The organism is Pseudomonas mosselii, from assembly GCF_003205295.1.
Taxonomy (GTDB): Bacteria; Pseudomonadota; Gammaproteobacteria; order Pseudomonadales; family Pseudomonadaceae; genus Aquipseudomonas; species Aquipseudomonas mosselii_B.
In genome coordinates, this window is record NZ_QJRP01000018.1 from 1 (window position 1) to 21,472 (window position 21,472).

The 21,472-nt window shown below is 64.0% G+C and carries 23 protein-coding genes; all 23 read right to left on the minus strand.

Annotated features, from left to right (window positions below):
• Positions 1 to 872: 872 nt before the first annotated feature.
• The 23 genes from flhB to fliS all read right to left on the minus strand — a co-directional run bounded on the left by flhB (position 873) and on the right by fliS (position 21,365).
• On the minus strand, positions 873 to 2,015 hold the full coding sequence (gene flhB, locus DMX06_RS17215) for a flagellar biosynthesis protein FlhB (protein ID WP_110738567.1): 1,143 nt from the start codon (positions 2,013 to 2,015) through the stop codon (positions 873 to 875).
• Positions 2,016 to 2,017: 2 nt separating this feature from the next.
• The gene (gene fliR, locus DMX06_RS17220) at positions 2,018 to 2,794 is read right to left on the minus strand and encodes a flagellar biosynthetic protein FliR (RefSeq protein WP_028692804.1); all 777 of its coding nucleotides are present in this window, start codon (positions 2,792 to 2,794) and stop codon (positions 2,018 to 2,020) included.
• Positions 2,795 to 2,801: 7 nt separating this feature from the next.
• A complete protein-coding gene (gene fliQ, locus DMX06_RS17225; protein WP_023630488.1) occupies positions 2,802 to 3,071 on the minus strand; it encodes a flagellar biosynthesis protein FliQ in 270 nt (89 codons plus the stop codon).
• A 21-nt stretch (positions 3,072 to 3,092) separates the two neighbouring features.
• The gene (fliP, locus tag DMX06_RS17230) at positions 3,093 to 3,848 is read right to left on the minus strand and encodes a flagellar type III secretion system pore protein FliP (RefSeq protein WP_028692803.1); all 756 of its coding nucleotides are present in this window, start codon (positions 3,846 to 3,848) and stop codon (positions 3,093 to 3,095) included.
• Positions 3,848 to 4,285: a flagellar biosynthetic protein FliO gene (gene fliO / locus DMX06_RS17235; protein WP_110738626.1), complete on the minus strand. Its 438-nt coding sequence runs from the start codon at positions 4,283 to 4,285 to the stop codon at positions 3,848 to 3,850. Before fliO ends, fliP begins: the two co-directional genes overlap by 1 nt.
• Before the next feature lie 12 nt (positions 4,286 to 4,297).
• Positions 4,298 to 4,762, minus strand: a complete 465-nt coding sequence (gene fliN / locus DMX06_RS17240) for a flagellar motor switch protein FliN (protein ID WP_110738627.1) — start codon at positions 4,760 to 4,762, stop codon at positions 4,298 to 4,300.
• Between the two features lie 46 nt (positions 4,763 to 4,808).
• The gene (gene fliM, locus DMX06_RS17245; RefSeq protein WP_110738568.1) at positions 4,809 to 5,777 is read right to left on the minus strand and encodes a flagellar motor switch protein FliM; all 969 of its coding nucleotides are present in this window, start codon (positions 5,775 to 5,777) and stop codon (positions 4,809 to 4,811) included.
• Positions 5,778 to 5,787: 10 nt separating this feature from the next.
• Entirely contained in the window at positions 5,788 to 6,285 is a 498-nt protein-coding gene (gene fliL, locus DMX06_RS17250; RefSeq protein ID WP_110738569.1) for a flagellar basal body-associated protein FliL, read from the minus strand.
• A gap of 145 nt (positions 6,286 to 6,430) precedes the next feature.
• Positions 6,431 to 7,774, minus strand: coding sequence for a flagellar hook-length control protein FliK (locus DMX06_RS17255; protein ID WP_110738570.1), 1,344 nt, complete (start codon positions 7,772 to 7,774; stop codon positions 6,431 to 6,433).
• Between the two features lie 68 nt (positions 7,775 to 7,842).
• Positions 7,843 to 8,190, minus strand: coding sequence for an Hpt domain-containing protein (locus DMX06_RS17260; protein WP_110738571.1), 348 nt, complete (start codon positions 8,188 to 8,190; stop codon positions 7,843 to 7,845).
• A gap of 51 nt (positions 8,191 to 8,241) precedes the next feature.
• On the minus strand, positions 8,242 to 9,933 hold the full coding sequence (locus DMX06_RS17265; protein WP_110738572.1) for a fused response regulator/phosphatase: 1,692 nt from the start codon (positions 9,931 to 9,933) through the stop codon (positions 8,242 to 8,244).
• 8 nt (positions 9,934 to 9,941) lie between these two features.
• Positions 9,942 to 10,247, minus strand: coding sequence for an STAS domain-containing protein (locus tag DMX06_RS17270; protein ID WP_050706670.1), 306 nt, complete (start codon positions 10,245 to 10,247; stop codon positions 9,942 to 9,944).
• A 79-nt stretch (positions 10,248 to 10,326) separates the two neighbouring features.
• Positions 10,327 to 10,779, minus strand: a complete 453-nt coding sequence (fliJ, locus tag DMX06_RS17275) for a flagellar export protein FliJ (RefSeq protein WP_110605508.1) — start codon at positions 10,777 to 10,779, stop codon at positions 10,327 to 10,329.
• Positions 10,780 to 10,785: 6 nt separating this feature from the next.
• A complete protein-coding gene (gene fliI / locus DMX06_RS17280) occupies positions 10,786 to 12,141 on the minus strand; it encodes a flagellar protein export ATPase FliI (protein ID WP_110738573.1) in 1,356 nt (451 codons plus the stop codon).
• Positions 12,131 to 12,904: a flagellar assembly protein FliH gene (fliH, locus tag DMX06_RS17285; RefSeq protein WP_110738574.1), complete on the minus strand. Its 774-nt coding sequence runs from the start codon at positions 12,902 to 12,904 to the stop codon at positions 12,131 to 12,133. The genes fliI and fliH overlap by 11 nt, the downstream gene beginning before the upstream one ends.
• 104 nt (positions 12,905 to 13,008) lie before the next feature.
• Positions 13,009 to 14,028, minus strand: a complete 1,020-nt coding sequence (gene fliG / locus DMX06_RS17290; RefSeq protein ID WP_028692791.1) for a flagellar motor switch protein FliG — start codon at positions 14,026 to 14,028, stop codon at positions 13,009 to 13,011.
• On the minus strand, positions 14,021 to 15,799 hold the full coding sequence (gene fliF, locus DMX06_RS17295) for a flagellar basal-body MS-ring/collar protein FliF (RefSeq protein ID WP_110738575.1): 1,779 nt from the start codon (positions 15,797 to 15,799) through the stop codon (positions 14,021 to 14,023). Before fliF ends, fliG begins: the two co-directional genes overlap by 8 nt.
• A 15-nt stretch (positions 15,800 to 15,814) precedes the next feature.
• Positions 15,815 to 16,147: a flagellar hook-basal body complex protein FliE gene (gene fliE / locus DMX06_RS17300; RefSeq protein ID WP_028692789.1), complete on the minus strand. Its 333-nt coding sequence runs from the start codon at positions 16,145 to 16,147 to the stop codon at positions 15,815 to 15,817.
• A 107-nt stretch (positions 16,148 to 16,254) separates the two neighbouring features.
• On the minus strand, positions 16,255 to 17,631 hold the full coding sequence (locus DMX06_RS17305) for a sigma-54-dependent transcriptional regulator (protein ID WP_110738576.1): 1,377 nt from the start codon (positions 17,629 to 17,631) through the stop codon (positions 16,255 to 16,257).
• Positions 17,628 to 18,845, minus strand: a complete 1,218-nt coding sequence (locus DMX06_RS17310) for a sensor histidine kinase (RefSeq protein ID WP_110738577.1) — start codon at positions 18,843 to 18,845, stop codon at positions 17,628 to 17,630. Before DMX06_RS17310 ends, DMX06_RS17305 begins: the two co-directional genes overlap by 4 nt.
• Before the next feature lie 160 nt (positions 18,846 to 19,005).
• Positions 19,006 to 20,481, minus strand: coding sequence for a transcriptional regulator FleQ (gene fleQ / locus DMX06_RS17315; protein ID WP_110738578.1), 1,476 nt, complete (start codon positions 20,479 to 20,481; stop codon positions 19,006 to 19,008).
• Between the two features lie 166 nt (positions 20,482 to 20,647).
• Positions 20,648 to 20,944, minus strand: coding sequence for a flagellar protein FliT (gene fliT / locus DMX06_RS17320; RefSeq protein ID WP_110738579.1), 297 nt, complete (start codon positions 20,942 to 20,944; stop codon positions 20,648 to 20,650).
• Between the two features lie 19 nt (positions 20,945 to 20,963).
• Complete coding sequence (gene fliS, locus DMX06_RS17325; RefSeq protein WP_028692784.1) at positions 20,964 to 21,365, minus strand: flagellar export chaperone FliS; 402 nt, start codon at positions 21,363 to 21,365, stop codon at positions 20,964 to 20,966.
• Positions 21,366 to 21,472: the final 107 nt, after the last annotated feature.

A 21,472-nucleotide genomic window follows, 5' to 3' on the forward strand; every position in this document is an offset into this window, starting at 1 on the left:
GGTTCGGGTTCGGGTTCGGGTTCGGGTTCGGGTTCGGGGATGATTGTTTTGGGTTTTTTATGCGCATTCATTGGCGATGGTGACGCATAGTCACCTTTCCGCCCTTACGGCGAGTCCCTTTTTGAAGGATCAAAAAGGAACCAAAAAATCCTCGCTCCATTCATCCGGCCCCTACGCTTCGCTCCGGGGTTCCCTCGCTCCGTTCTTGCTCCCGTGGGTACCGCGCTGTACGGCCCATCCTGGGCCGCAGCGCTCGACGGCCATCCATGGCCGTCGCCCCACTACGCAAGAACTCCGCTCGGCCTCCTGAAGTCGCAATTGGTGGCGCCTGGACTATCGCGCGCTTAGAAGCAAGAGCAAGAGCAAGAAATGCGAATTAAGTTGTTTGACAGTTAATTATGTATTGGCTGTTCCGGCCCTTTCGCGGGGCAAGCCCACTCCTACAGGGTTATATATAATGGCGACTATTGCGTGGGAGCGGGCTTGCCCCGCGATGCGATCGAAAGATTAATTAAGCTGCAACTAGCGACAGCTGCGCCAGCCCAGGCGCCGCCCGTAACTTCGCGACTTCAGGAGGCCGAACGGAGGTCTTGCGGAGGGAGGTGACGGGCATGGATGCCCGTCAAGCGCTGGGGCCCAGGATGGGCCCTACAGCGCGGTCCTCCCGGGAGCAAGGCCGGAGTGAGGGAACCCGGAGCGAAGCGGAGGGCCGGATGAATGGAGCGAGGATTTTTTGGTGACTTTTTGATCCTTCAAAAAGTTACCCGCCGTAAGGGCGGAAAGGTGAATAAGCGTCGACATCGCAAATGAATGCGCACACAACTTTCAAAACAAACAAACAAACAAACAAACAAACAAACAAACAAACAAACTTAACTATCCCGACGCAGATCCTCAGGAATAGGCAAATCCTTCTTCAACGGCTCCGGCGCCTTCCCCCTCCCAGCCCGATACTGCCGAATCTGGAACACATAGGCCAACACCTGCGCCACCGCCAGGTACAACCCCGCCGGAATCTCCTGCTCCATCTCGGTGGAGTAGTAGATCGCCCGCGCCAGGGCCGGCGACTCGAGTATCTGCACGTTATGCTCGACCCCGATCTCACGAATCTTCAAGGCAATGAAATCGGTGCCCTTGGCCACCAGCAACGGCGCCGTCCCACCCTTGTCCGGGTTGTACTGCAGAGCCACCGCGTAGTGGGTCGGGTTGGTGATGATCACATCCGCCTCCGGCACCGCCGCCATCATCCGCCGCTGCGACATCTCCCGCTGCAACTGCCGGATCCGCTGCTTGACCTCGGGCTTGCCTTCACTGTCCTTGTACTCGTCCTTGACCTCCTGCTTGGTCATCTTCATCTTCTTGTTCGTCTGGAACAGCTGGTACGGCACATCCAGCCCGGCAATCAGCAGCAACCCCGCCGCCATCCACAAGGTGCTCCAGCCCACCACCTGCACCGCATGGATGATCGCCTGCTCCAGCGGCTCGTTGGCAATGGCCAGCAGCGCCTCGCGGTCGCTGGCCAGCACCAGCAGCGCCACCAGCAAGATCATGATGAACTTCGCCATGGCCTTGAGCAGCTCGGTCAGCGCGTTCATCGAGAACATGCGCTTGATCCCCGACAATGGGTTCATCCGGCTGAACTTCGGCTGCAGCAAGCTCCCGGAGAACAGGAAGCCGCCCAGGGCAATAGGCGCAACGAAGGAAATCACGAACAACAGAATCAGGATCGGCTGCACCGACCAGATCGCCATCTTTCCCGAGGCCAGCAGGAACGCGCCCATGCTGCGCTCGTCGACGATCACTTCGCGCGTCAGGCTGAAGTTCATGCGCATCAGGGTCATCAGCGTTTCCGCCAGATAACCGCCGAACGCCAGCAAGCCACCAGCGCCCGCCAGGGTGACCGCGACCGTGTTCAGCTCCTTGGAACGGGCGACCTCACCTTTCTCCCGCGAGTCGCGTTTGCGCTTCTCGGTGGGTTCCTCTGTCTTGTCCTGACCGCTTTCGCTTTCTGCCATGCTCAGCGCGCCCGTGCCAGTTCACGCAGCCACTGCAGCGCTTCGCTGGCCAGTGCCTGGTAGTGTGGAAGGATGTCGGCCAAGCCGACCCAGAAGATCCCCATGCCCAGCACCAGGGTCAGCGGGAAACCGATGGAGAAGATGTTCAACTGCGGCGCGGCGCGGGTCATCACGCCGAAGGCGATGTTGACCACCAGCAGCGCAGCGATCGCCGGCAGGATCAACAGCAGCGCAGCACCCAGCACCCAGCTCAGGCGCCCGGCGATCTCCCAGAAATGGTTGACCACCAGGGCACTGCCCACCGGCAGCGTGGTGAAACTCTCGGTCAGCACCTCGAACACCACCAGATGCCCGTTCATCAGCAGGAACAACACACTCACCAGCATGGTCATGAACTGGCTGATCACCGCGACGTTGACGCCGTTGGCCGGATCGACCATGGAGGCGAAGGCCATGCCCATCTGCACGGCGACGATCTGCCCGGCGATGACGAAGGCCTGGAACAGCAACTGCAGGGAAAAGCCGAACAACGCGCCAACAATGACCTGTTCGGCGCACAGCAGCACACCGCGCACACTCAACGGATCGATCTCGGGCAGTGGCGGCAACCCCGGCACGATAACCACGGTGATTGCCACCGCGGCATACAGGCGCACCCGCGCTGGCAGCATCTTGGTGCCGAAGATCGGCATGGTCATCAGCACCGCCATCACCCTGAACAACGGCAGGATGAAGGTGGCGACCCAGGTGCCGATCTGCGTGTCGGTCAGCTCCAGCATGGCGGCCTCAACCGATCAGCTGCGGGATGCTGGTGTACAGGCCGATGAAGTACTCCATGAACTTCTGCACCAGCCAGGGCCCGGCGACAATCAGCGTGATCAGCATCACCAACAGACGCGGCAGGAAGCTCAGGGTCTGTTCGTTGATCTGCGTGGCGGCCTGGAACATCGCCACCACCAGGCCGATCAGCAGGCTCGGAACAACCAGCACGGCGACCATCAGGGTGGTCAGCCACAACGCATCACGGAACAGGTCGACAGCGACTTCAGGTGTCATGCAAGGCTCTCCTTGGCGGCGTCAGACGCCACCGAAACTGCCGGCCAGGGTGCCCATGATCAGCGCCCAGCCATCGACCAGCACGAACAGCATGATCTTGAACGGCAACGAAATGATCAGCGGCGACAGCATCATCATACCCATGGCCATCAGCACGCTGGCGACCACCATGTCGATGATCAGGAACGGGATGAAGATCATGAAGCCGATCTGGAACGCGGTCTTGAGCTCGGAGGTGACGAACGCAGGCACCAGGATCGTCAGCGGCACCTGGTCGGGCCCGGCGATGTCGGTGCGCTTGGACAGGCGCATGAACAGGTCGAGGTCGCTCTGCCGGGTCTGCGCCAGCATGAAGTCCTTCAACGGCCCCTGAGCTTTGTCGATGGCCTGCTGGGCGGTCATCTGCTCGGCCAGGTAGGGCTGCAGGGCGTCTTTGTTCACCCGGTCGAACACCGGCGCCATGATGAACATGGTCAGGAACAGCGCCATGCCGGTGAGCACCTGGTTCGACGGCGTCTGCTGCAGACCCAGGGCCTGGCGCAGGATCGAGAAGACGATGATGATGCGGGTGAAGCTGGTCATCAGGATGACGAACGCCGGAATGAAACTCAGCGCCGTCATGATCAGCAGGATCTGCAGGCTGACCGAGTATTCCTGCTGCCCGTCCGCCCCACTGGACAAGGTGATGGCGGGGATCGACAGCGGGTCTGCGGCCAGGGCCAACGGCGCGGCCAGCAGCAGCGCCAGGGTCAACAAAAAGCGCAGCGCGCCGCTCATCACGTCTTGTCCTTATGATCCTTGCCCATCAGCTCGAGCAGCCGCTGGGCGAATTCCGGCGTGGCCTGGCGTGCCGCGGCGGGCACCTCCATGGGCTCGGCCAGCACATGCAAGGCTTCGATGCTGCCAGGGCTGTGGCCGATCAGGATCTGCTCCTTGCCCACCTGCACCAGCAGCAACCGGTCGCGCGGTCCAATCGCCCGGCTGCCGACGATTTCGATCACCTGGGCACCGCGCTGGGCGTTGCCCTGCATGCGCCGCAACAGCCAGGCCAGGACGAAGATCAGCCCCACCACTACCAGCAGGCCGAAGACCATCTGTGCCAGCTGCGCGCCCAACCCGCCAGGCAACGGCGCGGCAGACGAGGCGTTGGGTTCGGCCGCGGCGATCACCACTTCACTGACCAGCAATGCACCGAGGGCGGTGAAGCCCCGCATCATGCGCTTCACTCAGCGCAGCTTCTTGATACGTTCGCTGGGGCTGATCACGTCGGTCAGGCGGATGCCGAACTTCTCGTTGACCACGACCACTTCGCCATGGGCGATCAGCGTGCCGTTGACCAGCACGTCCAGCGGCTCGCCCGCCAGGCGGTCCAGTTCGATCACCGAACCCTGGTTGAGCTGCAGCAGGTTGCGGATGCTGATCTCGGTGCTACCCACTTCCATGGAGATGCTCACCGGGATGTCCAGGATCACATCCAGGTTCGGGCCTTCGAGGCTGACATGTTCGTTGGGCTTTGGCGAGCTGGCGAATTCCTCCATCGGCAGGCGATCGCCACCGATGTGACCGGCGTCGCCACCGAGCAGGGCATCGATGTCAGCCTGCCCGGCATCACCGGTCTCTTCCAGGGCGGCAGCCCACTCATCGGCCAGGGCCTGTTCCTCGGGAGAGTTGATCTCGTTTTCGTTAGCCATGATTTCCTCGACAGGCATTCAATACGTTGGAGCGACCGGCACGCCGTCAGCGGCGTTCGATCGGGTCGATGATCTGCAGCGACAGGGTGCCCTTGTGCGAACCCAGCCGCGCCTTGAACGACGGCACGCCGTTGGCGCGCAGCACCAGGTGCTCGGGCAGTTCCACCGGAATCACGTCGCCCGGCTGCATGTGCAGGATGTCGCGCAGCTTCAGCTGGCGGCGGGCGACCGTGGCCGACACCGGCACATTGACGTCCAGCACGTCTTCGCGCAGGGCCTTGACCCAGCGCTCGTCCTGGTCGTCCAGGTCGGACTGGAAACCGGCATCGAGCATTTCACGCACCGGCTCGATCATCGAGTACGGCATGGTCACGTGCAGGTCGCCGCCACCGCCGTCGAGCTCGATGTGGAAGGTCGAGACCACCACCGCCTCGCTGGGGCCGACGATGTTGGCCATGGCCGGGTTGACCTCGGAGTTGATGTACTCGAAGTTGACCGGCATGATCGCTTGCCAGGCTTCCTTGAGGTCGACGAAGCACTGGTCCAGGACCATGCGCACCACGCGCAGCTCGGTCGGGGTGAACTCACGACCCTCGATCTTGGCGTGACGGCCGTCGCCACCGAAGAAGTTGTCCACCAGCTTGAACACCAGCTTGGCGTCGAGGATGAACAGCGCGGTGCCACGCAACGGCTTGATCTTGACCAGGTTGAGGCTGGTGGGCACGTACAGCGAGTGCACGTACTCGCCGAACTTCATCACCTGCACGCCGCCCACCGCCACGTCGGCGGAGCGACGCAGCAGGTTGAACATGCTGATGCGGGTATAACGGGCGAAACGCTCGTTGATCATTTCCAGGGTCGGCATGCGACCCCGCACGATACGGTCCTGACTGGTCAGGTCGTAGCTCTTGATGCTGCCGGGCTCACCAGAGCTCTCGGTTTGTACCAGCCCATCGTCCACCCCATGCAACAGGGCGTCGATCTCATCCTGGGACAGCAGGTCCTGCACGGCCATCTATGTGCTCCTACTGCAATACGAAATTGGTGAACAGCAGCTGGTCGACGACCGGCCTGCCGACTTCCTTCTGTGCCACTTCCTGCACCACCGCGGTGGCCTTCTGGCGCAGCATCTCCTGCCCGACCGGGCTGCTGGCGAGGGTGTCGAAGCCCTGGCCGGAGAACATCATCACCAGGTTGTTGCGGATCACCGGCATGTGCACCTTCAGCGCCTCAAGGTCGGCCTGGCTGCGCCCCTGCATGGTAATGCTCACCTGCATGTAGCGCTGGCGGCCGTTCTGGTTGAAGTTGACCACGAAAGCCGGTGCCAGGGGTTCGTAAATCGCCGCCGGCTTGACGTTGCTCTGCGCCGCATCGGGCGCCGGCGCCGACTCGCTCTTGTGCATGAAGAACCAGGTGGCACCCACCGACAGACCGACCGCCAGGAGCAGGGCCAGCACCAGCAGCAGGATCAACTTGAGTTTGCCTTTAGCGGCGGGGTCTTTCACTGCGTCACTCTTAGCCATGCCAATAATCCGTCGTCCATCGGGGTTTCAAAGAAGGATGACGTGGCTTGAGCAAGTGTTATGCCAGATTCGACCGAGTAGGAAGGTACCGACCCTGTCGCCGGACAAGCGCCACCTGGAGGTGGCCGGACAGGGCCGGCAAAAATCAGGCGTAGTAGTCGACCATGCTGTCGCCTACCACCACCTGATGTTCGGTGGCACGTGTGCCAGCGGCAGGCTCTACGCCCTCTGCGCCCGCCTCGGCGCGGCGCGCCGCCACGCCGGACAGGCTCGAGCCGCCCTGCTGCGCCTGCTGCTGTTGCTGGCCGCGGGACTGGTCGGCCACGCTGACGTCCGGCTGCGCCAGCCCCTGCTGGGCGAACAGCTCGCGCAGTCGGTAAACCTGGCTATCCAGCGCATCACGCACACCGGCATGGCCACTGACGAAGTGAATCTGGGCTGGCTGGTCCGCCGCGACATTGACGCGGATGTCCAGGCGCCCCAATTCAGCGGGTTCAAGCTGGATGTCAGCCGACTTGAGGTTCTGGCTCGACAGGTACATGACCCGGTTCACCAGACCTTCGGTCCAGGCGCCCTGGTTCATCGCCAACGGCTGCTGCAGCGGGTTCGGCGTCACCGGCACGGCATTGGCGGTCTTGGGCGTCGCCGCCTGCGTCAGGCTGGCCAAGCGGTCGGCGAAGTCATCGACCCGCGTGTCGCTGCTGGCACCCTTGATATCCTTGAGGCCATCGTCGATCAACCCGGCAAATGCCTTGTCGCCATGCTCGGCGTTCCCCGCCTCCTGCTCGGCCTTGCCGACCACGTTCGCCAAGGTATTGACGGCCGCGGCGGTCGGGTCGGCAGTTGCCTGGGTGCTTTCGGAGCGGGGACTGGCCGCATGGGCCGATGTGGTCCCCTTGGCCTGGGCGTCCTGCTCCAGCGCCAGACGCAAGGTCGGCATGTTGGCCAAGGGGTCCGCATCCGGATCGAACGCGGCATCCTTGGCAGGCTCCTCGACGACCGCAGCCGGCGGCAGCGCTGGCTGTGGCGCCTGCACCGCCGCCTGCAGCACCGGAGCGACCGCTTCGGCCTGGGCCTGGATCAACTGCGCGCCCGGCTGGGCATCGGTGACCTGGCCGGCCACCAGACTGGCGTCGAGAGACGCGCTGGTGTCGCCTTCGCTGGTTTCATCCGCTTCAGCAGCAGCCTTGCTGCCCGGGATGACTGGCAAATTCTTGCCGTCATCGGCAACCGCCGGCTTGCTGGCGTCGTCCGGCTTGCCGCCTGCGGCAGGCGCGGCCTGCTCCTTGGGCTTGGCCTGGTCGGCGCCCTTGGCGACCTTGTCGTCACGCGCCGGAACGCTGTCGCGCCCCTGCCTGGCCATGACCTGGTCGAAGCCGTTGCACTGGCTGGCCGGGGCTTGCAGCGGCTTGTCCGCCACACTGGCAGCCGGGCGCGACGTCTTGTTGACGAGGCCGGCTTGCAACAATGGATTGGATGCGACAGGCATTGAGAGGTCTCCGCGGCAGAACTGGTAAAGTGCGTCTGTGCGAAGAAAAGCAAAACTCGCGCCAGCTTTTACTCGGCGACAATCCGCTGCCGCTCGCCACGGTAGAAACGCTGGACCTCCAGGTACTCCTGATCAATGCGGTTGATCAGGTCTTCAATACCGTACAGAGGCTGTTGGCGGACCCGTTCCTCGAGCTGTCGGCACAGCTCGGCCAAGCCAACGGCCCCCATGTTGCTGCTGCTGCCCTTGAAGCTGTGCGCGGCCAGGCCGAGTTCGTCGGCGTCCTTGGCTTCGTGCAGTTGGTTCAGGCGCCGCTCGGAGTCTTCCAGGAAGGTTTCCAGCAACTGCAGGTAGCCATCTTCCATGACCTCCCGCAAGTCACTCAACACCTTCTGATCAATATGCATGTCCACCACTTGTTCACTCCCTGATCAAGCCTGAGTTAGGCCCGAGCCGCGCAAACCGGCTCACCATTGAAACTCCACGCGCGCCAGGCGACCACCCTCCAGCCACTGGGCATTTTCCGCCAGCCGCCGCACCAGGCTCACCCCGCGCCCGCTGAAACCCTGCCCATAAGGCCTGTCAAGCGGCAGGCGCGCCACATCGAAGCCCGCGCCGCTGTCACGGACCTCGATGGTCAGACGCCCGCCCGCGCCACGAGGTTCCACCCGCAGGGCAATACCGACGCTGCCGTGCACTTGCTGCCCCAGGCGCTCGGCGCGCTGCCGATAGTACTCGGCGAAGCCTTCGGCATCGCACTTGAGCGCCGAGTCCAACCCCAGCACGCCATGCTCCAGCGCATTGGCGTACAACTCGCTCAGCACACTGTGCAACTTACCGCTGCTAGGCCTGAGCCCATGGATTTCCTGCAACAGCTGTACCAGATAAGGCACCGGGTTGAAGCGCTCCAGGCTCTCGCCCCGCAACTCGAACTGCATCGACCAGTCCAGTGGACTGGAACGACCACTGTCGGAGTACACCACCGCCTGCGGTACTACATGCTCAGGCGGCAGCATGCGGATATCGCACAGGCTGATATCGTCACGAGACTGGCCACCAAAACCCGCCAGCGCCTGCATGAGCTCATCGAACAACACTGCCGGATCACGGTTGGCCGCCAGCACCTCGCGCAAGCGCTCCACACCGAACAGGCATTCCTGCGCATCACCTGTATCAACCACGCCGTCGGACAGCAGGAACAAGCGCTCCCCCACCGCAAGTGGCATCACCTCGGTGGTATCGTCGAACTGCTCGGGAGGCAGGATTCCAAGCGGAAGGTGGCGTGAAGGCAACACCTCCAGCACTTCGCCTTGTGCCGACAACCGGTAGCCATCCGGCATGCCACCGTTCCAGAGTTCCACCGTCCCCCGCTGGAAACTCAGATTGAGCAACAGCGCGCAACAGAACATGTCCACGGGCAGGATGCGCTTGAGCTTGGCATTCATCTCCCGCAGCGTCTCGACCAGCCCATAGCCCTTGGCAGTCATGCCATAGAACACTTCCGCCAATGGCATGGCGCCGACCGCGGCCGGCAAGCCATGGCCGGTGAAGTCCCCCAGCAGCACATGCATGTCGCCCGAAGGCGTAAACGCCGCCAGCAGCAGGTCGCCATTGAAGAGCGCATAGGGCGATTGCAGGTAACGGATGTTCGAGGCACTCAGGCAGCCGGAGTGGGCGACCTTGTCGAACACCGCCTTGGCCACCCGCTGCTCGTTGAGCAGGTGATGGTGATGGCGGGCGATCTGGTCGCGCTGCTCCAGCACCGTCGCCTGCAAGCGACGCAAGCGATCCATGGCGCGGATCTTCGCCGCCAGGATCACGGCGCTGTAGGGCTTGGCCATGAAATCGTCGCCCCCGGCCTCCAGGCAACGCACCAGCCCCTCCTCTTCATTGAGGGAGGTCAGGAAGATGATCGGCACCAGTGCCTCGCCGGCCAGCGCCTTGATTCGCCGCGCCGCCTCGAAGCCATCCATCACCGGCATCAGTGCATCGAGCAGCACCAACTGCGGCCGCCGCTCGGCGAACAGCGCCACCGCCTGCTTGCCATTCTCGGCAGTGACCACCTCATGTCCCTGGCGCCGGACGATCTGCGCCAGCAACAGTCTGTCTGCGGCGCCGTCCTCGGCCACCAGCACGGTCAACGACTGATCGGCGGACATGGCCACGCTCAACTGATATCGAACAGCTTTTCGAAATTGGAGATCGCCAGGATCTTGCGCACGTCAGGGCTGGCATGGACCACACGGATATCCGAGTCCTCACCACCGACATGGTCACGCAACAACAGCAACATGCCCAGCGCCGAGCTGTCGAGATACGTGGCCTCTTTCAGGTCTACCACCACGGAATCCGGACGCGGACGCTGATGCTCGTAGGCATCCCTGAATTCCTGGTGCTTGCCGAAATCGAAACGACCCTTGACCTTGATCGTCAGCTTTTTCCCATCCTGTGAAAAATCAGTTTCGACTGCCATGCGAGCGATTCCTTCGATGATGGCGAATGCGACTTCTGAAGGTTTAGCAGGCGCTGGCGGCAGGCGCCAGTCAGGTCGATCAGGGGTGGCTCTGGCGCGGCAGGCGCTGGGACAGCTCGTCGAGCAGCTTCTGCTCGCGCTTGTCCTCGGCTCGACGTGCTTCGTCCAGATAGCGCTGGACCAGCTTGCGCAGCCCTTCGACCCGGGCGTAGGCCTGCTGCCAGGTGTTGCGGGCGTTGTTCAGGTTGTTCTGGTGCCAGGCCATGCTCTGGCGCTGCTGGGTCATCGCCGTTTCCAGCTGCCCGAGGAAGCGCTGGTAGTTGACCAGCCAGTTCCCGTCGACGCCCTGGCTGCCGCGATTGATCCACTGCTGCTGATAGGCCTCGCGAAAGCTCTCGAGCTCGGCCTGCTTGGCCTGGGCATCGCTGAGCAGCTTCTGGAAATGCCCCAGGCGCTGGGCGGCCTTGCGCTCGGCCTCCTCGGCCATCTCCACCACCGGCACCAGGCGTGCCGCTCGGCTGGGCTGGGCCATGACCTATCAGCCCGCCGGCGGCGCGAACACCGCGGCCAGTTCTTCACGGCTCTGCGCCATGCCGACGCTCTCATCCAGGCGCTGGCGCAGGAAGTCCACCAGCTTGGGTTGCAGGGCGATGGCCAGGTCCGTTTCCGGATCGCCACCGGCCACATAGGCGCCGACACTGATCAGGTCGCGGCTCTGCGACAGGCGCGACCACAGCTGCTTGAACTTCTGCGCCTGGCGCAGGTGATCGGAGTCGACCACCTGGGGCATGACCCGGCTGATCGAGGCCTCGATGTCGATGGCCGGGTAGTGCCCTTCCTCGGCCAGACGCCGGGACAGCACGAAGTGGCCATCGAGCACGCCCCGCGCCGAGTCGGCGATCGGGTCCTGCTGGTCATCGCCTTCGGACAGTACGGTGTAGAACGCAGTGATCGAGCCACCGCCCGGCTCGCCGTTACCGGCCCGCTCCACAAGCTTGGGCAGCTTGGCGAACACCGAAGGCGGATAACCTCGGGTGGCGGGCGGCTCGCCGATGGCCAGGGCGATTTCGCGCTGGGCCTGGGCGAAACGGGTCAGCGAATCCATCAGCAGCAGGACATTCTTGCCCTTGTCGCGGAAATACTCGGCAATGCGCGTGCAGTACATCGCCGCGCGCAGACGCATCAAGGGCGCGTCGTCCGCCGGCGAGGCCACCACCACCGAGCGCTTGAGCCCCTCCTCGCCGAGGATGTGCTCGATGAACTCTTTCACCTCCCGGCCCCGCTCGCCGATCAGGCCGACCACGATGATCTCGGCCTCGGTGAAGCGGGTCATCATGCCCAGCAGCACCGATTTACCGACACCGGTACCGGCGAACAGGCCCAGGCGCTGGCCACGACCGACGGTGAGCAAGCCGTTGATGCTGCGGATCCCGACATCCAGCGGCTGGCTGATCGGATCACGGTTGAGCGGGTTGATGATCGGGCCGTCCATCGGCACCCAGTCCTCGGCCTTCATCCCGCCCTTGCCGTCCAACGCGCGACCGGCGCCGTCGAGCACCCGGCCAAGCATGCTCATGCCCATCGGCAGGCGACCGCTGTCGTCCAGCGGCACCACGCGGGCACCGGGAGCCAGGCCGACGATGCTGCCGACCGGCATCAGGAACACCTTGCTGCCGGCAAAGCCCATGACCTCGGCCTCCACCTGCACCGGGTGGTAGCTGTCGTCGTTGATCACCAGGCAACGGCTGCCCACCGCCGCGCGCAGACCCTCGGCTTCGAGGGTGAGGCCGACCATGCGCAGCAAGCGCCCTTCGACAATCGGCTGGTCGGGCAACTTCACCGCGTCGGCGTAGCCCTCCAGACGCTTGCCGAAGCTGGTGCGGTCAAGGCGCATCGGTTGCACCCGCCGGCACGTCCAGTTCGACGGAAATGTCCGGCGCGGCAGGATGCAGGGCCTGGTCGTGGGACTGGTCGAACAGTTGCGCCACGGCCTTCTCGATACGGGTTTCCATGGTCGCGTCGATACGACTGTGAGCGGTCTCGATCCGGCAGCCGCCCGGCAACAGCGACTCATCTTCGAGCAGTTTCCAGCTCTCCTCATGACGCTCGCGCAAGGCCTTGGCCAACTCGAAGTCCTGCGGGTTGAGGTGGATACGGATGTTGTCGGCGCCCATCGGCAGCAGTTTCAGCGCCTCACGAAGCACGTGGGTGATCTGGCTCGAATCACTGCGCAGCTCGCGACCGATGACCTGGCGGGTCATGCCGGCGACCAGTTGCACCAAGGCTTTCTCGATCTGCGTGTCCTGCTCGGCGATGGGCTCGAGCAGGTGGGCCATGATCTGTTCCAGGTTGGCCAGCTTGGCCGCCAGGGCCACTTCGGCCTCCTGGCGTACCTTCAGCTGGGTGCTGTGGAAGCCTTCGCGCTCACCGGTGGCGAAGCCTTCGTTGTAGGCTTCCTGGCGGATGGCCTCGAGTTCCTCGAGGGTCAGCGGCTGGACTTCCTCCAGCGGGACCTCTTCGACTTCTTCCTCGATGACTTCCGGCTCGGGCTCGGGTTGCGGCTCGGGCTCGGGATCGAAGCTGGGCAGCGCCCACACATCCACGCCCTCGAGGTCGCGGGCACGGATCAGGTCGCTGGGGTGTTCGGTGGTGGACATGCGGTGAGTTTCTCGAAAACCTTAACAGGTCCCTGTGGGAGCGGGCTTGCCCCGCGATGAGACAGACGCCATCGCGAGGCAGGTCGCCCCCACGCAGGGGCGGCTTAAATCATTTCCTCGGCGCCCTTGCCGCCCAGCACGATCTCGCCGGCCTCGGCCATGCGGCGGGCGATAGTGAGGATTTCCTTCTGCGCCGTCTCCACGTCGCTGACCCGCACCGGCCCCTTGGCCTCCAGGTCGTCGCGCAGCAGCTCCGACGCACGCTTGGACATGTTCTTGAAGATCTTGTCCTTGACCCGCTCGTCGGCGCCCTTGAGCGACACCACCAGCACGTCGGAGGACACCTCGCGCAGCAGCGCCTGGATGCCACGGTCGTCGACGTCGGCCAGGTTGTTGAAGACGAACATCAGGTCTTCGATCTGCTCCGACAGGTCGCTGTCGATCTCGCGGATCGCATCCATGAGCGCGCCTTCCACGGAACTGTCGAGGAAGTTCATGATATCGGCGGCACGCTTGATACCACCCAGGGTGGTGCGCGCGGCATTGGAGTTGCCGGAGAACTGCTTCTCGAGGATCTGGTTGAGTTCCTTGAGCGCCGCCGGCTGCACGGTGTTGAGCGACGACACGCGCAACACGATGTCCAGACGCACCTTGTGGTCGAAGTTGCTCAGCACCTCGCCGGCCTGGTCGGGGTCGAGGTAGGCCACCACGATGGCCTGGATCTGCGGGTGCTCGTAGCGGATGACGTCGGCCACGGCACGCGGCTCCATCCACTTGAGGCTGTCCAGGCCACTGGTGTTGCCGCCGAGCAGGATGCGGTCGATCAGGCCGTTGGCCTTGTCCTCGCCGAGGGCCTGGTTGAGCATCTTGCGGATGTAGCCGTCGGAACCGACACCCAGGCTGGTCTGGTCGCCGACGATCTCGACGAACTCGCTCATCACCTGCTCGACCTGCTCGCGATGGACGTTGCCCATCTGCGCCATGGCCACACCGACCCGCTGCACTTCCTTGGGCCCCATGTGGCGCAGGACCTGCGCGGCATCGGTCTCGCCGAGCGAGAGCAGGAGGATGGCCGCCTTGTCGACGCGGCTCAGCTTGGCGGTAATGGCTCGATTGTCACTCATCGGCGTTGATCCACTCTTTCACGACCTGGGCCACGCGGCCCGGGTCTTCGGCCACCAGGCCCTTGATTGCGTTGAGCTGTGCCTCGTAACCCTCGCTCGGGCTCGGCAACAGAATGCTTGTCGGGCCACCCAGGCTGACGCGGTCGTTGGCCAGTTCGCCATCCAGACCGATCATGCCGCCCAGTTCCATGTCGCTGTCCGTGGCAGCCTGCTTGCCGCCACCTGTGATGTTGTTGAGCACCGGACGCAGCACGCCGAACACCAGCACCAGGATGAACAGCACGCCCAGCACTTGCTTGACGATGTCCCAGAACCACGGCTGCGAGTAGAACGGAATGTCGACCAGCTCGTCGCCACGGTCAGCGGCGAACGGCACGTTGATCACGGTGACGCTGTCGCCACGGCTGGCATCGAAGCCCACCGCGTCCTGCACCAGGCGGGTGAAGCGCGCCAGGTCCTCCGCGCCCCACGGGGTGCGGGTGGCTTCGCCAGTGGCGGCGTCGAGCTTGACCTGGTCATCCACCACCACGGCCACCGACAGTCGGGTCAGGCGACCTTGCTGCTGACGGGTGTGGCTGATGGAACGGTCGAGCTCGAAGTTCTTGGTACTCTGCTGACGCTTGTCGCTCGGGTACGGCGCGAGCATCGGCTGGCCGGTGGCCGGGTCCATGATCTGCTGGCCGTTGGCGTCCACCAGCGGCTGGCCGGGCTGGATGGCACCGGCCGGCGTGGCGGTGGCCTTGGCGTTTTCGGGCGCGGAGGCGCCGGCCGGCGGCTGGTTGCTCAGGGCCCCCGGCACACCTTGCGGCCCCTGGCTGCTGGCACGCTGTTCGTTGACCGACTGCTCGCTGCGCAGCGCAGGCTGGTCAGGGTTGAACTGCTCGGAGGTGGACTCGACAGCGCTGAAGTCGACATCGGTCGACACTTCGGCCTTGTAGCGGTCGTTGCCCAGCACCGGCTGCAGGATATTGTGCACACGCTGGGTGAGCATGCCTTCCATGCGCCGGCTGTAGTCGAACTGCTTGCCCGCCATGGTCAGGGCGGTGTCCTGCAGCTGATCGGAAAGCAGATTGCCCTTCTGGTCGACCACGGTCACCTGGGACTTGTCCAGCTCCGGAACGCTGGTGGCCACGAGGTTGACGATGGCCATGACCTGGCCGGCTTCCAGGCTGCGACCCGGGTACAGTTCAACCAGTACCGAGGCGCTGGGCTTGCGCTCGTCGCGCACGAACACCGAGCTTTTCGGGATCGCCAGGTGCACGCGGGCGGCCTTGACGTTGTTCAGGCTCGACACGGTGCGCGCCAGCTCGCCTTCCAGTCCACGGCGATAGCGGGTGGCTTCCATGAACTGGCTGGTACCCAGGCCCTGCTCCTTGTCGAGCAGCTCGAAGCCAACGTTGCCATCGCTTGGCGCCACGCCGGCGGCGGCCAGTTTCAGGCGCGCACGGGAGAGGTCGTCGGCCTTGACCAGCAGGGCGCCGGAGTTCGGCTCAACCTTATAGGGAATATCGGCTGAGGCCAGCGCGTCCACCACCTGCTTGGTGTCCATGCCCGCCAGGCTGCCATACAGCGGCCGGTAGTCCGGCTGCTGCGACCAGAGCACCACGGCGAAACCGATGGCCACGCTGGCGGCCAGCCCGACCAGCAGGCCGACCTGACGCAGCATGGGCATCTGCGAGATGTTTTCCAGGAACGCCATGCCGAACAGCGGCGGCTTGGCCGCTGGCGGGCCACTTTTGGCGGGGGCGTTATCGACGACTGCTTCGGCCATGACTCACTCTCGCCCTTATACCGGCATCTGCATGATGTCCTGGTACGCCTGTACCAGCTTGTTGCGCACCTGGGTCAGGGCCTGGAACGATACCGAAGCCTTCTGCGAGGCGATCATCACATCGGTCAGGTCGACACCGCTCTTGCCGATCTCGAAAGCGTTGGCCAGCTGGGAGGAAGCCTGTTGCGTTTCATGCACCTTGCCAATGGCCTGGCCGAGCATGTCGGCGAAGCTGCTCTGGCCGGGCGCCAGCTCAGGCGCGGCGGCAACCTTGGGCTGGGACATGGCTTCGGCCTGCATGGCGCGCATGTCCAACATCAGACGATTGAATTCAACACCTTGGGTCATGGACTTCTCTCTCCGGCTGCCGCACTTTTTTTGACACTCGTGCAGCGAATGGGTTGGAACTAGCAAGAGGAGTGCCAGCCAACCCGAAAATCATTCAAAACGACGTATCAACCGAACAGGCTAGCCTCGACATCCAGGCCCGCGTCACGCATCTGTGCCAGCTTGTAGCGCAAGGTGCGCGGACTGATGCCCAGACGTTCGGCAGCCTCCTTGCGGCGCCCGCGTTCGGCACGCAGGGTGTCGATGATCATCTGGAACTCGTGACGACGCATGTCGTCGCCCAGCCCTCCAGCCTCGACAGCCGGCTCAATCGATAATGGCTCAATAGTGGCCACCTTTGGCACCGACAATGGAATGGCGCCAGCCAGACAGAAATCCGCCGCCTCGATCACGCCACCTTGCTGCAGGATCAGCGCGCGCTGTATCGCGTTGTCCAGCTCGCGCACGTTACCCGGCCAGGCGTAGGCCTGCAGGCACGTCCGCGCCTCGGCGGACAAGCGCACCTGGGCATGGCGCATCTTTTGCGCATGGCGCGCCAGCAGACGCTCGGCCAGCGGCACGATATCGGCGGGACGCTCGCGCAGCGCCCGCCAGGCCATGGGGAATACCGAAAGGCGGTAGTACAGGTCCTCACGGAAGCGTCCGGCCGCCACCTCGCCCGCCAGGTCGCGGTTGGTCGTGGCGAGAATGCGAATATCCAGGGCGATGGGCTTGCGCCCGCCGACGCGCTCGACCTCGCGCTCCTGCAGCACGCGCAGCAGCTTGGCCTGCAAGCCCAGCGGCATCTCGGAAATCTCGTCGAGCAGCAGGGTGCCGCCATCGGCCTGTTCAAACTTGCCGGCCTGGGCGGCGATCGCGCCCGTGAAAGCTCCTTTCTCGTGACCGAACAGGGTCGCCTCGAGCATGTTGTCCGGGATCGCCGCGCAGTTGATCGCCACGAACGGCTGGTCCACGCGCCGCGACTGCTGGTGGATATAGCGCGCCAGCACCTCCTTGCCGGTCCCCGACTCGCCGGAGATCAGCACGGTGGAATCGCTTTGCGCGACCCGAACCGCCAACTCCAGCAACTGCCGACTGGCCGGCTCGCAGGCCACCGGCCCCTCCTCGTCCGACGCTGCGCCGGCACCGACGGCATGCCGCGCCACCAGGCTGAGCAGCGCCTTGGGTTCGAAGGGCTTGACCAGATAGTCGACAGCCCCTTGACGCATGGCCTCGACGGCGCGCTCAACCGCCGCATGGGCGGTCATCAACAGCACCGGGAGCTGCGGGTGATTGCGGCGCAGCTGCGCCAACAACTGGTGCCCATCCATGCCCGGCATGTTCACATCGCTGACCACCAGGCTGAACGACTCCTCAGCCACCGCCAGCAAGGCATCCTCGGCACTGCCGACGGCACGATGGCAGAACCCGCCGATTTCCAGGGTATCGACCAGCGCCTGGCGCAGGACCCGATCATCCTCCACCAGCAGAACCTTGACGCTCATTGACCTGCCTCCAGCCGGCTGTCGATCAGCGGCAACACCACGGTGACACAAGTGCCACGCCCAGGCTTGGAGCGCAGGCCCAGCGTGCCGCGATGCGCCCGCACCACGGCCTGAACCACGGCAAGCCCCAGGCCGGTGCCGGTGGCCTTGGTGGTCAGGAACGGCTCGCCGAGACGCGCCAGCAGTTGCGCATCGATGCCGCTGCCGGCATCGCTCACGCAGATGCGCAGGCTGTCGTCGCGACGGGAAAGGTGGACCTTGATCCGTGCCGGCTCATGACTGGCCTGTAGGGCATTCTCAATCAGATTGAGCAGCGCGCCGACCAGGGTGTCGCGATTGCACAGCAACTCCCCCAGATGACTGTCGCACTGCCAGCGCACCGCATGCCCCTGGACATGGGCATGGGCCGCCTGCTGCAACGCCTGGAACAGCGCTTTCGGGCTGATGCGGTCGTTGAGCGGCAGCTCGCCTCGGGCAAACACCAGCATGTCGCGCACCTGGTGCTCCAGCTCGTGCAGGCGCTCCTTGAGGTTGCCGGCAAAACGCTGACGGGTCTCCTCCGCCAGCACCTGCTGGGGATCGGCCAGGTGACTGGCATACAGCATCGCCGCCGAGAGCGGCGTACGGATCTGGTGGGCCAGGGACGCGACCATGCGCCCCAGGGACGACAGGCGCTCGTGGCGCGCCAGCTGGTCTTGCAGGCGCCGGGTTTCGGTCAGGTCATTGAGCAGCACCAGCTGGCCGGGCTCGGCATCGAGGGAACGCGTGGCAATGGACAGGCGACGCCCGTCACGCAGCGAGACCTCGTGACCGTCATCCTCACGCGGCGCGAAACTGCGGGCGATCACATGACGCCAGAGCACGCCGACCAGCGGCTCGCCGAGCAACTCACAAGCCGCCGGATTGGCCTCGCGCACATAACCCTCGCCATCGATCACGATCACCCCGCCCGGCAGCAGGTCCAGCAGGTTCTGCAGACGGTTCGCCAGGCGCTCCTTTTCATCCAGCTCGGCCATGCGCTGGGCGCTGACCACCGCCAGTTCGCCCTTGAGCTCGCTGACCCGCGCCTCGAGCATGTTGTAGGACTGGCTGAGCTGGCTGGAAACCTGATCGAACAGGGCGAACGCCTGCTCGAGACCCTGCCGGCTTTCCTGCTCGAGCGGGATGTGTCCTCGCGGATCGGAGGAATGGGAACGGTGGGCGGCCTGGGGCATCGTGCTCTCTCGCATGGCTGACCGTCATAAAAACGGTATGTTGCCTGCGGTGTAGCAATAGCCGTGCCGGAGATGGGGACAATGGGCTGCGGGCCTGTTGATCGAGCGCAATGGCCGGGGCTGTCGAACACCCCGGCCATTACGCCACGACCCGGCAGGATCAGTCGTCCGCCTGTTCCTCGCCACCCTGGCGGCTCATGCCGTACTTGCGCATCTTCTCCACCAGGGTGGTGCGACGGATGCGCAGGCGCTCGGCGGCCCGGGCGACGATGCCATTGGCATCATCCAGCGCCTGCTGGATCAGCCCCTGCTCCAGGCTGCCGAGGTAGTCCTTCAGGTCCAGCCCCTCGGGCGGCAGCATGGCATGGCCGGCGAAGTTCGGCGCATGCCCGTTGATCGCCACGCGCTCCTCAAGATCGGAACGCAGGCTGTCGACCAGTTGCTCGTCTTCGTCATCCACATAGCGGAACTTCTTAGGCAGCTCCGCCACGCCGATCACCCCGTACGGGTGCATGATCGCCATGCGCTCCACCAGGTTGGCCAGTTCACGGACGTTGCCCGGCCAGCCATGACGGCACAGCGACATGATCGATGCAGAGTTGAAGCGGATCGAGCCACGCTTCTCGTGCTCCATGCGCGAGATCAGCTCGTTCATCAGCAGCGGGATGTCTTCCACCCGCTCACGCAATGGCGCCATCTCGATGGGGAACACATTGAGCCGGTAGTACAGGTCCTCACGGAAGGTCCCGTCCTCGATCATGGTCTCGAGGTTCTTGTGCGTCGCGGCGATGATGCGCACGTCGATGCTCTGGGTCTTGTTGCTGCCGACCCGCTCGAAAGTACGCTCCTGCAGCACGCGCAGCAGCTTGACCTGCATCGGCAGCGGCATGTCGCCGATCTCGTCGAGGAACAGCGTGCCGCCGTTGGCCAGCTCGAAACGCCCGGCACGACTGGTGATCGCCCCGGTGAAGGCGCCCTTCTCGTGACCGAACAGTTCGCTCTCGAGCAGCTCCGCCGGAATCGCCCCGCAGTTGACCGGCACGAATGGTGCCTCGCGGCGCTTGGAGTGGTAGTGCAGGTTGCGCGCCACCACTTCCTTGCCGGTGCCGGACTCGCCGAGGATCAGCACGCTGGCATCGGTGTCGGCGACCTGCTGCATCATCTGCCGCACATGCTGGATGGCACGGCTGGTGCCCACCAGGCTGCGGAACAGGTTGGGCTCGCGCTGGCGACCACGCTCGCGGGCCTGGTCATACATCTCGCGGTAGACCTGGGCACGGTGCAGGGAGTCGAGCAACTGGCTGTAGCTCGGCGGCATCTCGAGATTCGAGAGCACGCGACGACGCAGGTCCTCGGGGAACTCCGCGGAAGAAATTTCACCCAAAAGCAGAACCGGAAGGAACTCATCCCACCCGACCACTGTCTTAAGGAGCCCCAGCACGCTGGCCGGAGCATTTACGGTCCCGATCAGGACGCACAGCACTTCGCGACTGGAAGACAAACCCTCGACCACCTGCTGCCAGTCGCCACTGGAACAGGAGAGGTTATCTTCGCCGAGAAAATTCAGGACCACCGCCAGATCGCGGCGGCGTTCGCTGTCGTCATCGATCAGGAGAATCTTGGTTTCACGCCACATGCAATAGCAACTTCCCTAGTCATATCGGCGCCCGGAGGGCGTGCACGACATCATTCCGACTGAATGGTCAGTGTTCGGACGTCTGAATTTCGAAAACAGCCACTAGTAAAGTCAAAAAGGCCTGCACAGTCAAATTTATGGCGCCTTTTGCTCAGTCCGGTGCATCTTAACTGAACAAATGGTAAACCTTCGACGCATTCTTTGCTTGATTGATCTGGGTCATTTCATCGGCGATGGCCTGGCGTTCACCGATGGTCGCGTCGAGCAACTCGCGGTAGACCTGCAGCAACCCTTCCAGGCGCTCCTTGACCAAGTCTTCGTCCAGCGTCGGCGCGCCGAGCATGTCGTCGATGCAAGTGCGGCAGCTCTCGTCGAGCCTGCCGATGGCATCCCAGTCCTTGGCACTCAGGGCGCTCAGCAGAGCGTCGCGGGTCTCGTCGAATCGTTGCAGTTCGCTGCTCACCTTGCTCTCCCTGCCCGGCTCAGCCGGCTTGTTGCGCTTCGGCGATCGCGTCCCAGCCGCTCTTGACGGTGATCAGCAATTGCGCCACCTCGTCGATGATTGCCGGATCGTTGTCGATATTGGCCTGCATCAAGCGATTGGTCATGTAGGCGTAGAGGCTCGACAGCTGCTCGATGTAGGCAGGGTCCGCGCTCTTCTGCGCATCCAGGCCGTCGTTCAGGCCGATGATGATGTCGATGGCCTTGCCCAGCATCAGGCCTTTTTCGGCGATGTCGCCGCGGGCCAGCGCACCTTTGGCCTGGGCCATGCGATCGAGCCCACCCTCCATCAGCATCTGCACCAGGCGATGGGGCGTTGCTTCGGAAATCTGGGCATGGGAATTGACCTTCTGGTACTGCCGAAGGGCTCTCATGGGATTCATCTTGCGACCTCGTAGCGGGCAAAAACGACTGGTTTCATAGTCCCTGTATCGGGTCGGCGGCAGAAAACTTTACCTGCCGCCGAGGTGAAGCCGGACATCATGCCCGG